The organism is Methylobacterium sp. NMS14P (assembly GCF_028583545.1).
Taxonomy (GTDB): domain Bacteria; phylum Pseudomonadota; class Alphaproteobacteria; order Rhizobiales; family Beijerinckiaceae; genus Methylobacterium.
Window position 1 is genome coordinate 1,656,166 of sequence record NZ_CP087106.1, and the last position, 13,094, is coordinate 1,669,259.

Here is a 13,094-nt window from a genome sequence, read left to right on the forward strand (position 1 = left end):
CGGCCTGCTCTCAGTCCAGTTTAGCTAAACTTCCCCCCTTCGGCGCCCGACCTAAGAAGTCCGCTCGGTCCGCCGGCGCGGCCTTTTTCGTACCCCGAATCCCGGCGCGGGACGGCCTGCCCGCCGGCATCTGTTCGGCCTGGTAACCGCCGCCGGCCATCTAGCCCACCAGCCGCAATGCGCATCAACTCCACCGTCGAGGCAGCCCAGACCCATGTCGCCGCAGAGCGAACCCCTACCTCCCGCCACCCGCGGCGAGAAGGCTGGCCGGCTTGCAGCAAGCGAGATGATCAAGACGGCAAGCCCCGAGACCAGCGGGCTTAATGGCGTCATGAGCCGGTTGGGAGCGGTCGGGAACATCTTGGTCGAGGGGCATCTGAAAGCCGGGATCCCGCCGGCTGAAGTCCGGGCGTGGCACATTGGCTTCCAGGCGGGGATCAGTCTTGAGCTCGCGGAGCACATGCACCGCCTTCGCACGGCCACCGCCCGCGCCGTCCCGTGAGCAGACCGGGGCGGAACGAGGGGACGAAACCCCGTCAGCCTCGCGCCGCCCTCCAGCCCGCGGCCTTCGCCTCGCCCTCGCTGCAGAACATGCGCTCGCCGGAACCCATGTCGATCACGGTCCGCTCGTAGTCCCGCGTCCCGGGTAGGTGGTAGATCTTGTCGCCCTTGCGCGAGATGTTGCCCTTGATCGCGCAGGCGGCTTGTACGGGCGTCGGAGCAGCAGCCGGAGGCTTCTCCATCTCCGGTCGGGTCTCGACGCCGCTGGCGCGCTTGGCGCGCCTCCAGTCCGACGGCGGATCAAAGGTGCCGGCCCAGAGCCCGCGCTTCAGCGCCCTCGCGGTCGTCTCCGCCCCGACGTAGTCGCGCGAGTAGCGCTGGTAGGCTGTGGCGTAGCCCTGACTCACCATCCAGGCACTCAGGTCCTCGTCGCCCTTCCGGCACACCGCAACGGTGCGGCCGTACCTGTCGGTGTCGCGAGGCTCGCACGCGATGTTGGCCTCGCCGATCCGGTCCGCCAGCGCGAGCGCCGCGACCTGCCCGCAGCGGTAGGACTTGCCGGCCGTGTCCTGGCAGAGCTGCGCGCTCTCTGGCGCGTCGATGCCGTGCAATCGGATCCGTGTCCCGCGGATCACCACAGTGTCGCCGTCCGTAACGGAGGCTCGGCCGACGATCGACTCCGCGGCCAGGGCCGGACCGGCGAGCAGCAGGAGGACGGCGAGGGCTGAGCGCATCCCGCCAGGCTAGAGGCACTGCGGGCGCCGGCAACCAGAGGCTTCACCGACGCCGCGGAATGCTCATGTCGATCTCGGGCGTGTCGATGATGGTCACGCCGTCCTCGAAGCCCGAGCCGGTAAGAACGAACGTCACGTCAAAGGTGTAGGTCGGCTTGGCGAGCGCGGCGATCCCGTTGCACGGGCCAATCAGCTCTTCGGCAATCGCCTCCGTCGTCCCACCGCCGAGCCCGGAGGCATCCAGCCGCAGCTGCTGGCCACCTACCGTGGCCTCGCAGATGAACCCGCCAGGCCCGGGATCAACGCACCGAATCCTACGGACGGTGACCGTTTCGCCTCGATGCCCTTTCGGATCTGCCAGAAGCTGGCTGACGGTCAGGGTGACCTTGCCCGCGGACCGGACCTCACCGGCCGCGACGACGGGAGCGGTGGCGGCGAGGGCTGTGCGCATGGCGGGAGAGGATAATCGAGCGTCCAACGCCAGCAACCTCCGTGGGCGTCATACGTCGAAGAGGGCGCATGGTAACGAGATTGGACGGGCACCGAAGCCAGAACGAAAAAAGGTATGGCTTGAAACCCGAGAGAGGCTTGGAGCTCATGTGCCACGGAGAGTTGGCTACGCGAACGGCGGTCACTACCCCTGGATGTACGCGGGTTTCTACCTTAGGACCGTGCAACCGTAGAATTCCGCCTCTCACCGCCGCGGAGCGCATCCAAGTCATGGACCGCCTCACACTATTAAAATCCCTCTCTTTTGGTTCACAGGTGGCCGAAGAGGAAATCCAGGATCTGGGAAAATATTTCGTCCAGACAGATCAATGGAATAGAATCATAAAGGGCGAGATTGATATTATACGCGGGGAGAAGGGCGCCGGGAAAAGCGCTATCTATCTCCTACTCAACCAAAACATCAACGAACTTTTTGACAAAAGAGTCTTGCTAGTCAACGCAGAAAATCCGAAGGGCAGCACCGTATTCAAGGATCTGGTATCAGACCCGCCTGCATCTGAAGCAGAATTTATCTTGCTTTGGAAACTCTACATTCTGGTTCTGATCGTCTCTCAGATGAGAGAATATGGCTTAAGCGGAAAGAACATGGGAGCCGTGCTCCTCGCCTTGGAAGAGGCGCAGCTCATAGAGACCGAGCTGAATCTCAGCGGACTCCTCAGAACGGCGCAGATCCTCGCGCGACGCCTTCTATCCAAGAGCCGCATAGAAACGGGCGTCGAGCTTGAACCTGTGTCAGGCATGCCTGCGGGCATCATCGGCCGCATCTCGCTCGCGGAGCCGGATCGCAAGTTGCGCGAAAGAGGGGTCAATTCCCTTGATGGATATCTGCGCATAGTCAATGATGTTTTGGCCGAAAACAAAATTTCGGTTTGGGTGCTCCTCGATCGACTCGACGTCGCCTTCGCAGAAAATCACACCCTCGAAGCCAACGCGATAAGAGCGCTGCTTCGAGTATACGGGGACCTTAGATCTCTGGACAATATCGCACTCAAGATCTTTCTGCGCGAAGACATATGGAAACGCATTACTGAAAATTTTAGAGAAGCAAGCCACCTAATCCGATACGAGATTGTCGAGTGGACTCAACCAACCCTCTTGAATCTTATACTGAGACGGGTTCTCAATAACGAAACTTTAGTGAGTGAACTAAATCTCGATCCGGTAGCCATTCTTGCGGACGTAAATAAACAAAACGATCTATTTGAATTGATTTTCCCGCCACAGGTTGAGCAGGGAACGCAAAAATCTCCGACTTTTAAGTGGATGGTCACACGATGCGCCGATGGAAAGGGTAAAACCGCACCGAGAGAACTGATCCATCTTTTAAAGAGCATCAAAGACCAAGAAGTTCGAAGAATGGAGCGCGGCGGAGGCCTGCCGCCAAGCGGCCAATTGTTCGATAGGTCCGTATTCAAAGCCGCCCTACCCGCGGTTTCTGACGCTCGCCTGAAAACGTACATTTTCGCCGAGTACATGTCGGAGAAGCCGTTTATTGAGCGACTCTACAGGCAGAAGACTGAACACACTCCGGAAAGCCTTGGCGCACTCTGGGGAGTAAATAGAGATACGGCTATCCGCAAGGCTGACCAGCTTGTCGAGCTTGGGTTTTTTGAAAGACGCGGCACCAACCAGGAGCCAACTTTTTGGATCCCATTCCTGTACCGCGATGCCTTGAATTCAGTCCAAGGAAAAGCTGACGCCGACGATTGATGCCTATCACGGCGCGACCCACGATTGCTGTGTGGGTTGTGCATCTCCTTATCAGCCCCCCGGCCTCTCGCCGTTCTCGTCGATGAAGATGACGCCGGCGGCCGCTGGTATAGTCGTTGCAGGCGCTGTGCGATCGCCCCCTGCAGAAGGCTTCGCCATGCCGACCAGGAGCCAGGATCCAGCCGAGTACAGCACGCTCACCGAGCGATGCGCGGTCGCAATCGCCGACGCACACTGGTTCCGCAACATGGCGACCCGGGCGCTGCGTGACGGGAAGCCTAGGGGGCGGATCCGGGCCGAGAGGGCACGGACCGCGGCTCGCATCATCCTGATGCGGGCGAAGCAAGACGCTGCCATGAATCGGATGATTGTCGAGGCAGCGGCAGCTGGGCGGCAGCCTACCTGACGCTCCGCCTTCAGCGTCTCTTCCACGAGGCAAGGAAGTTTGGTGGGCCCGGCAGGACTCGAACCTGCAACCAGGCCGTTATGAGCGGTCGGCTCTAACCATTGAGCTACAGGCCCCGCGCCCGATTAGCCCTCGCCGCCCTGCGGACGCAATCTGCCTTTCCGCAGGGCGACAATGAAAGAGGTTATTCGGCTGCCTCAGCCCTTTCGCTCTCTTCCTGACCGTCCTCGGTCCGATCGTCCTCGGCAGCGTCTAGGTCCGCTGTGCTCGCCGCCTGTGCGCCGGCACGGTACTTATCTCCGTGCCGCTCCAACTCGCCGCTGTTGGACATGACGCTGAGGTACGTGTTCAGGGTGTTGGCCGCCACGTCTGTCAGGCGCTCGCTGATTTCGGCGTGCGTCAGACCCTCAGAGCCAGCTTCCTCGAGCAGCGTCTTCAGCCGCCCCTTGGCCGAGTTGGCGCGCGGTCCCCGGGGGCCACGGCTACCACGAGGCCGGTCCTCACTCGCCGGCGCGCGACGGCGAGCCGACAGATCGTCGTGGGGCTCGTCCAGCGGTGTGCCTTCCACGATAGATGCAAGTGACCGCTCAGCGAGGCGGAGCTTCGTCAGCTCGCCGCTCACGCGCTCGAACTCAGCCTCAAGGCTCTCGCGTTGGTGCCTGACGTTGGCCAAGGCCTTAGCGAGCGTGTCGTCATTTGCCATCGGTAACTCGACTTCTTCCTTCTTGGCGCTCGGGATCAGAGGCGCGGTCGCAAACCGTATCATTGCACGGCCCCCCTGGCCGTCGTGGTGCTGAACGTGATGCCCGCCCGGAGCCTATCAACTTCACACGGCATGCTGCCACGTTTCGTTGATGCGATCTCTCGGTCAACTGGTTCCGCCGTGGCTCCGCGACCAACCACAAACGACAGGGGCATCGTGGTCGTATGAAACCGCGAGGTTCCCGCCATGGCGTGGCCGGCCACGCTAGCAGCGTCTCACTCGGTGACGCACGCAAGCTGCAACCACACACGCTGTCGAGATCGTTTGTGTGAGACGCCAGTGTGAGCCGCGTCAGCAATTTCAGCTAAGTGCTTGAAAACCCTGGCGCGCCCTACGGGAATCGAACCCGTGTTTTCGCCGTGAAAGGGCGACATCTGGCACATGATGGCACCTCACGATACGCCCTGGCACTCGTTTAATCACAACGACTTGTATCACCTGATGCCTTTGCGTTCCAGTTCGTTTCGTGGCATTGTTGGCAACGAATTTGACAACGAAAAGGGTCGACGATGCCGCGCCGCCGCAGCGTCCTCGCAAGCCGCACGAGCCGATCCGATCTGCCGCCCTCGGACGCGCCGGAATGGGAGCTGATCAGCCCAGGCGTGCGCCTCGGCTATCGCCGCGGGCGGGGCACGCGGGGGCAGGGCGGATCGTGGCTCGCCGCCTCCCGCTCAGCCGACGGTAGGCGCGCACAGACCAAGCTCGGGAAGGCGGACGATCTGACCGTCGCGGACGGGACCGGCATCCTCACGCACGAGCAGGCCAAGGATGCGGCCCGGGCTTGGGTGAAGTCGCTGCGCGTCGCACCTGACGCGCAGCCAGCTCTGACGGTCGCCGACGCGCTGGAGCGCTACCTCGAAGCGCGCACTGCTGAGGGGATGAAGGCGGTCTATGACGCCCGATCACGGGCGCGCGTCCACATTCTCCCCAAACTCGGACTGCTGCGCGTGGCGGATCTGACGCTCGACAAGCTGCGACGCTGGCGCGACGCGTTGGTGACAGCCCCGAAGCGCCTGAGGACCGGCCGGCACGCTGCAAAGGCTAACACCCGGGATGTGGACATTTCGGACCCGGAAGCGCTGCGCCGCCGCCGCGATACGGCCAACCGCACGCTCACCCTGCTCAAGGCCGCGCTGAACTGGGCCTACCAGCATCAGCTCGTCGAAAGCGATCGCGCGTGGCGCCTGCTCAAGCCGTTCCGGGACACGGGAGCCGCCCGGGTGCGCTTCCTAGACTCAGCCGAGCAGCAGCGACTGCTCAACACTGCGCAAGGCGCCCTGCGGGACCTGGTTGCGGCGGCGCTTATGACGGGCGCCCGCTTCGGCGAGCTGGCTGCCCTCAAGGTTCAGGACTTCGAGCGTGCGAACGGCACGGTGTTCATCGAGCGGAGCAAGAATGGCCGAGCTCGCCACATCCCCCTGACTGCCGGAGGCTCGGCGCTCTTCAAACGGCTGGCGGTCGGGCGGGATCCTCTCGCGCCGCTACTGCGCGGCGACACCGGCACGGCCTGGAAGCCGGCGCAGTATCAGCGAGCGTTTAAAGCTGCGCTGGAGCAGGCGAAGCTTGAGAGCATTACCCTGCACGAACTGCGGCACTCCTACGCGAGTGCGATGGTGCGGAACGGCGCACCATTAATCGTCGTCGCTGAAGCGCTTGGTCATTCCGGCACCCGGATGGCCGAAAAGCACTACGCGCACTTGGCGCCATCGTACGTTGCGGACACAATCCGCCTAACGGCACCTAATTTATCCGCCCCAATCTAATAGTCGAAATCCTGCAATTGGCACTCGCCGCGAGAGGCTGCCCGCGACCCCATTGCGGATTTAAGAACTGCTCCCCTCAGGTCTGGCTATGGTTGCTGGAGCACAGATCGGAAAGCGCTCGATACTGATTGTTCAGTCTGGCCAGCCGAGTGGAGCGCAATCGATTGAGCACTTGGCGAGGCCTTTCCCTTCTTAACATCCGCCGGACCAAAAGTCAGCAGCAAGTCGTGAGTCCTTGTGCGATTGCCGGAGACAAGGGGCAAGTTGCCCACGGCGGTGCTGACGGGTGCAAGCCTCCAAGTCGGATTGACTGTCCCTGCCGTAATTACTACGAACTTGATGTCGTACTGTATGACACCATCCTTGAAGGTCGCTCCAGCAGATGAGGGAGGATAGTAGTTGGCCTGGATTGCACTCTTCAGCCAGCTTTTAATGCCTACATTTCCGGTCAGAAGGTAAGATGAGCCGTGACGATCCATCGGCTTATGAGGATCGTTGATGTCGCTGCACGAAGTTTCTTTCTCGTCAAAATCCGACTTTAGACCTTTTGCTGAATAAAATGAATAATAACTGTCTATCCGCACAGCTTGCGAAGAAAGTTGCGCAGAGATCGGAAGAGAAAACGACTGGGGAAAGTTAACAGGAGGCCTCAAAGGGATAACAGCCGTTCTGAAAGTTTCATTATACGATGCGCTTGGATTGACGCTCCCTGTCTCGTCCATAGTGAGCTTGAGTGTTTCCTGGACGCCCCAGCTATCCGGGATCGCGTCCTCCATGGGACCTCGGACCTGTCCTTTGAGGCGTCCAAGATCGTGAACCGAAGTCCTCAACTCGCAGTAGATGCTCCGCTTGATTCTGTTGACTAGATCAAAATCGACCTCATCCGATTCCTCCCAGGGCTCGTGGATCTGCGGCACCACGGTGCCGCAAGAGCACATAGAAATTGCAAGCAGGCTAAGAGGAAGCGCCGTCTTCAACACAGGAACGCGCATCCTACACTATTGAGCCTTAGCGGGAGATGTCCGGCTAACGGGATCGGGTGTTTGACTAATCTTCTTAAGCTTAGCCGCTATCAACGCCAGGTCGGCCTTGGTCTGCAAGCGAGCGGTAATATTATATAGTCCTGACGCTTCACGTTTTATAAGCGGCGGAAAACAGCCGTGACATCCCGGATCAAACGGACTGCATGATGGCACGCACTTCGCTTCTGCTGTGCCAGCGCCGGCTAGCACCATAAGGGTTAAGATGGGTGCAGCTATCAGAGTCGGCTTCATTTCGCTCTCCACGAGAGAGAACAATACTAACTCGACCATAAAAATTGACGCAACGCCCTAATTCTGTCTTCGCAACGAACCCGCCGTCAGTGATGCAGTTTAGCAACGGCTATTCTGGTTAGCGTTTTGTGAGAGAACTAGAGGCATGGTTTAAATCCTGTTGAAACTTCGCAGCAGCTTAGACCGTATAGACGGGCTCGCCTCGGGTAAAAACTGGCGCGGAAAACCGGTCCCATAAAGCCGGCCATCCTGAGGCGCATAAGTAATACAGATCAAGAAACAGTCGCAACCGGGCCACAAAAACGAGTTAACTTGTTAGAAGCGCTGCCAGCCGTCCGTAGCACTTAGCTGTCTTCCGGCTTCCAATAGAGAGGAACGGCATGATGCTTGACGTAGAAAGTTTCTCCACTACCCTTGTGCGGGTGAGCTGAATTGAATTGGAGGCTACTCACTTTTTCGACCGCCTCAGTGAACGCCCACCGTCGAGCGAGCGCTTGCTCCCACTTTCCCAGCAGCGCGCCTGCATTTTCTTGATCAAAGTAGATAATCATTGCACCGTTGTTCTGGTTCGGCAGGCCGGTAGCATAGCGGGTCATCAGCTGGCGGAAACCTTTGAAAATCCACGCCTTACCCGTCCAGTTCTTTGCCTCCCCAATCCATAGAAAGCCGTCCCGCATCTCAACAGAAATGTCTGTATGACCGCCTATTTTCACATCATGGTACGCCGGAAATCCCGCCATCTGGAGCAGCGATACGAGTTCAACCGTGCGCTGATCCTCGCTCAAATCATGCTTGTATTTGCGATTGCGCACCAATTGCCCGATCGCCAACGCCAGAGCACGCTCCAGCTGCTGCAGCATCTCTGCCGGTGTTTCGGCAGCCTGAATTCGCAGCTGAATTTCGAGCGGGGTGTTATTATGCGCGCGGTTGAGCAGATCTCGGAGAGTTATTTCAGACGTCATGGCTACCCGTAAGCGCGGCCACAAACTCGGTTGATGCTCGAAACACAGGCTTCAGCTGCTGCTCGAAATTGGCCACCTCCTCACCCGTACGAGGATGAATGAACAACGCCTCATCCACTGACTGCATCGCCTCCTTAACTGAGAGGGCAATTTCTCGGTCCTCATCAGCATCGTAGAATACAAAATACATAGTCAGCGGGTGGTGCTTGATTGTAGTTAAGGCTGTCAGAGCCGACTGGAAAACGTCGTCATCGGGTCGCCGCTGCACGAATTCTGCTAACAGCATATATGTGAGCCGCTGAAGCTGATTTGGCTTCATCGTCGACAAGCGATCCACAAGCGCACGGCAGACAGGCAGAAGCGGTTCGCGAATGTCGCGATCTATGTTCTGCCTGATGTCATCCAACGCCATCGGACCGATATCACTCACGGTATTCTAGATGGTCAAGGATGCGATCGCGAACATAATCATAATCCTCGAAGGAAGCGCAGTTCCTCACAGCCATTTCTCCGATAAACGGATTAGCTTCGGCGGTATGAGCGGATGTGCCACTAATTGTCACCTCGGGCGCCGATGACACATCACGACCGAGATCGACGTGCCACAGCACGCTGGTCTTATAGATCTGGATCGGAGCATCCAGCACACCAATACCGCCTTGATGGTAGGCCTCATCGCGACAGCACTGTTCACCCCTTCGCGTTTTCTCAAGCTTCTGCGACGAGCCGGCTACCATGAAGCCCAGCTCAACCATCGCGCCATCACCCCGGGCATCGTATAGAGATTGCATTACGGGGAAAAGATTGACGCGGCCCGGAGCGAGATTACTCCCGAGGAGGCCATCAAAGCGCATCCGAGCTTGGTCAAGCGCGATCAAACCGTGGCGTTGATACATGCCAAATGGGAAGTCGACTCGTAGTTCGACGTGCCTCCCCTCATTAGGAATCCAGAGCACATCTAAAGCCTCAAGCCACTGATGGCGGACTCCGATTAGCTCATTGAAGCCAGCGAGTTCATTGGCAGCTTCGTCGGTTAGTTCGGCCACAACGACCGTCTCTCGGGTGGCGAGATGGCGAACTGAAGCGAGGACGAGGGCTTTGCCCCCTCGATAGTTTACGCTTGCGATCAGGACCGGCGCCACGCCTTGCTGCGCTGCAAGGCGGTCTTCACCAAGGAGCACCGGGTACGCCTCACTGAACGGCCCCTCAGGCACCTCCAGCGCTTCAGCGGCCTCCCGCAACCTAGCTATCTCGTTGTCGTCCAACTCGAAAAGCTGGACGATTTTCTCGCCGCACATGATGTGCTCTTCGAGGGCGCTTCGCAGCTCTTCCTCGGCCTCGTCGTACTGATCGTCACCATTGGCGACGCGAGCCACCATTCTGTTCCATCCACGGGCCCGAGCCAGACCCCGGGACTTGAGGAGACGCTTTGCCACCGCCCATGGCATCCTTGCGCGCATACTGCGGACCACATCGACGGTAGCCAAGCTTAACCCTCTTATTTTGTCCGACGGAATTATCGCAGAGCGACACCAGCCTCACAAGCTGAGCCGGTCCGCGCTCATGACAGGGACTCGCTCAGAATTAAGAAAAACATCTTATCCTAGGTCACCGAGGAACTCCGAAACGGGATGTACTCCGGTGATAAGGAGGCGGTCCCGCGCACGCGTGCTAGCGACGTAGAGCAGGTGCCGCTCGGTCTCGTAGACCTCCTCCAGCTCTGCCTCGTCGCCGACCGTGTCAATCCGCTCCTGAAGCGGCAGCACGCCATCGTCGCAGGCGAGCACGGCCACGGCCTTGAACTCTAGGCCCTTTGCCATGTGCATCGTGCCGACAATCACGCTCTCGACCGCTTTATTGAGCGCATCTCCCGGCTCTACAGGCACAAGGCCAGCCGCTTGGGCGACTGTGCGAGCGCGATCGAGCTGAGCACGGCTTCGAACGAACAGGCCGATCTCGGCCGGAGCGATGCCCTCTGCTCGAGCCGTGGACAGGAAGGCCAGGATTGCCTCGCGCTCAGCGGTCTCGTCGACGAGCTTCAGCACCTGAGGATGTGGCCCGTCAAAGACTGAGACTGTGCCTTTCCGCGTCTCCTCGCGCCCATCCATATCCTGGACAGCGCCAGGAAGCAGGCGGTCAGCCGCCTCGCGGATCTGATGGGAAGTCCGGTAGTTCACCTTGAGCGTGGTCGAGCGACCGCGCACGTCGATGCCCAGAGCCTTCCACGAGAACGGCGGCTGGAAGATACGCTGGCCGAGGTCGCCTGCGAAAAACAGGCGATCCTCGCCCTCGGGTGCGAGAGCGCGCAGGAAGCGCAGTTCCGGCACGCCGAGATCCTGGGCCTCGTCTACAACTACGTGTGTGAAGGGCGGTGCGGCGGACGCGCCGTAATCTGCCGCGAGGCTGCTGAACACACTCGCCCAGGTCGCAAGCCCTTGGGCGGCGAGGCGGGTGCGGGCTGCCATAAAAATCGGCCAGAGGGCGGTACGCTGCTTGGCGCCTAGCCGGCTGCGGCGGCCGGGGCGGGGCGTGTCGGCGTAAGCCATCTCGTCGGCGACCTGCCACGCATCGACCACATGGCGGAACTCGCTGACCAGGAACCGCTCGGACCATACCATCGACCCGCTCGCAGCCTCGACGAGGGCGGCCCGGATCTGCTCCAGCGTCGCGACCCGAGGCCTGCGCGCGTGCACGAGTTGGTGCAGCTCATCCGCCAGCCCATCCCAGGATGCGACAGTGATGCGGCCCCGGGCGCTAGGCTCTGTCGCGACCAGGATGTCGACCTTGCGCTGGAGCGCATTGGCAAGCGGCTTCGAGAAGGTCGTGAGCAGCACCCGAGCGTGCGGGTTGGCGCGTGCGAGCCGCACGGCGCGGTGCACTGCCACCACGGACTTACCAGTGCCAGCCGAGCCGGCGACTCGGGCGGGACCGCTATAGGTCTTCTCGATTACGCCGGCCTGGGAGGGATGCAGGAACACCGACCAGCGCTCCCAGGGCGCGTCGAGGGCAGCCCGCAGCGCCTCAACATCCTCGATGACGCGGAAGCGGCGCTGCGCGTCCGGGTGCGCGAAGGGGTCGGCCGCCGGTTCGACGGGCTTCGGCAGGCGGCCGGTAGCTGCGAATTCCAGAAGAGCCTCGGCGGCTTCGGCCGGCAAGTGCGCGGCGAGGTCGAAGAAGCGCGCTTCGGTCGCTGCGCGGACCGGCTCGATCCAGTCCTCGGGGACGCCGACGCCGAGCAGGTCGTCGAGCTGGAGCGCGTCGAACAACGCAGGCTCCGGCGCCAGCCACTCGGCCTGCGCCTTTGCGAATAGGGCAGGGGCAGCCTCCTCGACCCGCTCGCGTGACTCAACAATCTGTAAGGCGCCGGTTCTCGGATGCGCCTCGATGCGCCGGCGCTCGGCCCAGGCGTAGGCCTTGTCGTGATGGTCGACGTAGGCGAGCAGCAGGCTGCCGGCGGTGCGGTGGACAATGATGCGGATGTCGCGGTTGGCCCGAACCGACCAGAAGTTCGGGTCCCGCGCTGCCTCGATTCGGTGAAACTGAAGGCCGGGTCCGGACGGATCAAGCTGCATGTCGAAGGCCGAGGTCTTCACAGCCTTCTGCTCCTGGGCAGGCAAGCGAGCGAGGGCGGCCGTGAAGGTGTCAGCTATACGGAACTCCACCAGAGCTACTCCCTGCGACTCGGAATCCAGATTGCTGAAACATCGTCCCCGTGCGGCACCGCCTGCCCTTTCAAGGCAGTGATGCCGACCCAAGCGCAGACGATAGCGTCGAGCATGTCCTCCCACGATTTCAGGTCGCGGGTCTTATTCAAAAGGTTCGGTGCCCCGAGAGCAGCCCGTGTGCCAGCGATCTCATTGTCGAGCAGGTCGACGATCTTCTCCCAGGTCCCGAGAAGTGAGGTCCGTCTCTCCGCGGCGTCACGGCCGGGCCAATACTTCGCGGCCTTCTGCACCTTGTAGGGCAGTCGCTTCTCCGCTTGCGCAAGCTCGACAAGGGCGGGATGCGGATAGACCTCGATCAGGGCAGGCTCGTGCAGACGTTGCGTCGCCAGAGGGTAGCCGGCGCCTTCGAACGCGTCCTTGAGACGATTGGCAATCACACCCGGTCTCACAGCGCTTGGCGTGTGCGTTGCGCACCAGCTCGCGCCATAGGCCCGAGAAACCGCATCGTCTGATGCTCGTCGTCCTGTGATCGGCTCGTGGGATAGCGGGATATCGACTGCAACTATGTCGATGGGGCATTCGCAATACGATCTTGCAGCTTGCAACAGCCGAGCAGGGTCAGGCAGCGAGCCTTTCGCGTCAGCCGGTGCGGCCTCGCTCGCTGTCGTCGGCGCCATGAACCGCTCATAGGACGGCGCCACCGAGACGAGATGCCATTGACCACTCCCTTCGGTGGCCAGGGCAATGCCGCTTCTCTGGTTCGAGGTCCAAGCCGCGTCGATGCCGAGGACAGCCCTGTTCACGCT

At 60.8% G+C, this 13,094-nt stretch carries 12 protein-coding genes and 2 tRNA genes; 3 read left to right on the plus strand and 11 right to left on the minus strand.

From position 1 onward, the window contains the following. The first annotated feature begins 286 nt into the window (after positions 1-286). Complete coding sequence (locus tag LOK46_RS07785) at positions 287-502, plus strand: hypothetical protein (protein WP_273563248.1); 216 nt, start codon at positions 287-289, stop codon at positions 500-502. 34 nt (positions 503-536) lie between these two features. Here LOK46_RS07785 and LOK46_RS07790 read toward each other — a convergent pair whose 3' ends face one another. Then, a complete protein-coding gene (locus LOK46_RS07790) occupies positions 537-1,235 on the minus strand; it encodes a thermonuclease family protein (protein WP_273563249.1) in 699 nt (232 codons plus the stop codon). Positions 1,236-1,278: 43 nt separating this feature from the next. Further along, positions 1,279-1,686, minus strand: coding sequence for a hypothetical protein (locus tag LOK46_RS07795; protein ID WP_273563250.1), 408 nt, complete (start codon positions 1,684-1,686; stop codon positions 1,279-1,281). A 269-nt stretch (positions 1,687-1,955) separates the two neighbouring features. Between LOK46_RS07795 and LOK46_RS07800 the strand changes: the two genes are divergently transcribed. Then, complete coding sequence (locus LOK46_RS07800) at positions 1,956-3,455, plus strand: P-loop ATPase, Sll1717 family (RefSeq protein WP_273563251.1); 1,500 nt, start codon at positions 1,956-1,958, stop codon at positions 3,453-3,455. Between the two features lie 446 nt (positions 3,456-3,901). On the opposite strand, the gene LOK46_RS07805 is transcribed toward LOK46_RS07800, so the two are convergent. The 3 genes from LOK46_RS07805 to LOK46_RS07815 all read right to left on the minus strand — a co-directional run bounded on the left by LOK46_RS07805 (position 3,902) and on the right by LOK46_RS07815 (position 5,027). After that, positions 3,902-3,977, minus strand: a tRNA-Ile gene (locus LOK46_RS07805). Between the two features lie 68 nt (positions 3,978-4,045). Further along, complete coding sequence (locus LOK46_RS07810; protein WP_273563252.1) at positions 4,046-4,564, minus strand: hypothetical protein; 519 nt, start codon at positions 4,562-4,564, stop codon at positions 4,046-4,048. Positions 4,565-4,946: 382 nt separating this feature from the next. Further along, positions 4,947-5,027 (minus strand) — tRNA-Glu (locus tag LOK46_RS07815). Positions 5,028-5,133: 106 nt separating this feature from the next. Here LOK46_RS07815 and LOK46_RS07820 point away from each other — a divergent pair. Then, a complete protein-coding gene (locus LOK46_RS07820; RefSeq protein ID WP_273563253.1) occupies positions 5,134-6,387 on the plus strand; it encodes a tyrosine-type recombinase/integrase in 1,254 nt (417 codons plus the stop codon). Between the two features lie 86 nt (positions 6,388-6,473). Here LOK46_RS07820 and LOK46_RS07825 read toward each other — a convergent pair whose 3' ends face one another. The 6 genes from LOK46_RS07825 to LOK46_RS07850 form a co-directional block, all read right to left on the minus strand. Continuing rightward, the gene (locus LOK46_RS07825; RefSeq protein ID WP_273563254.1) at positions 6,474-7,367 is read right to left on the minus strand and encodes a hypothetical protein; all 894 of its coding nucleotides are present in this window, start codon (positions 7,365-7,367) and stop codon (positions 6,474-6,476) included. A gap of 638 nt (positions 7,368-8,005) precedes the next feature. Next, complete coding sequence (locus LOK46_RS07830) at positions 8,006-8,623, minus strand: hypothetical protein (protein WP_273563255.1); 618 nt, start codon at positions 8,621-8,623, stop codon at positions 8,006-8,008. Further along, on the minus strand, positions 8,613-9,053 hold the full coding sequence (locus LOK46_RS07835; protein WP_273563256.1) for a hypothetical protein: 441 nt from the start codon (positions 9,051-9,053) through the stop codon (positions 8,613-8,615). Before LOK46_RS07835 ends, LOK46_RS07830 begins: the two co-directional genes overlap by 11 nt. After that, positions 9,046-10,002 carry a hypothetical protein gene (locus LOK46_RS07840; protein WP_273563257.1) on the minus strand — a complete coding sequence of 319 codons (957 nt, stop codon included), beginning with the start codon at positions 10,000-10,002 and terminating at the stop codon, positions 9,046-9,048. Before LOK46_RS07840 ends, LOK46_RS07835 begins: the two co-directional genes overlap by 8 nt. Before the next feature lie 219 nt (positions 10,003-10,221). Further along, the gene (locus LOK46_RS07845) at positions 10,222-12,285 is read right to left on the minus strand and encodes a 3'-5' exonuclease (protein WP_443192878.1); all 2,064 of its coding nucleotides are present in this window, start codon (positions 12,283-12,285) and stop codon (positions 10,222-10,224) included. 5 nt (positions 12,286-12,290) lie between these two features. Then, a complete protein-coding gene (locus tag LOK46_RS07850; protein WP_273563259.1) occupies positions 12,291-13,091 on the minus strand; it encodes a DUF429 domain-containing protein in 801 nt (266 codons plus the stop codon). Positions 13,092-13,094: the final 3 nt, after the last annotated feature.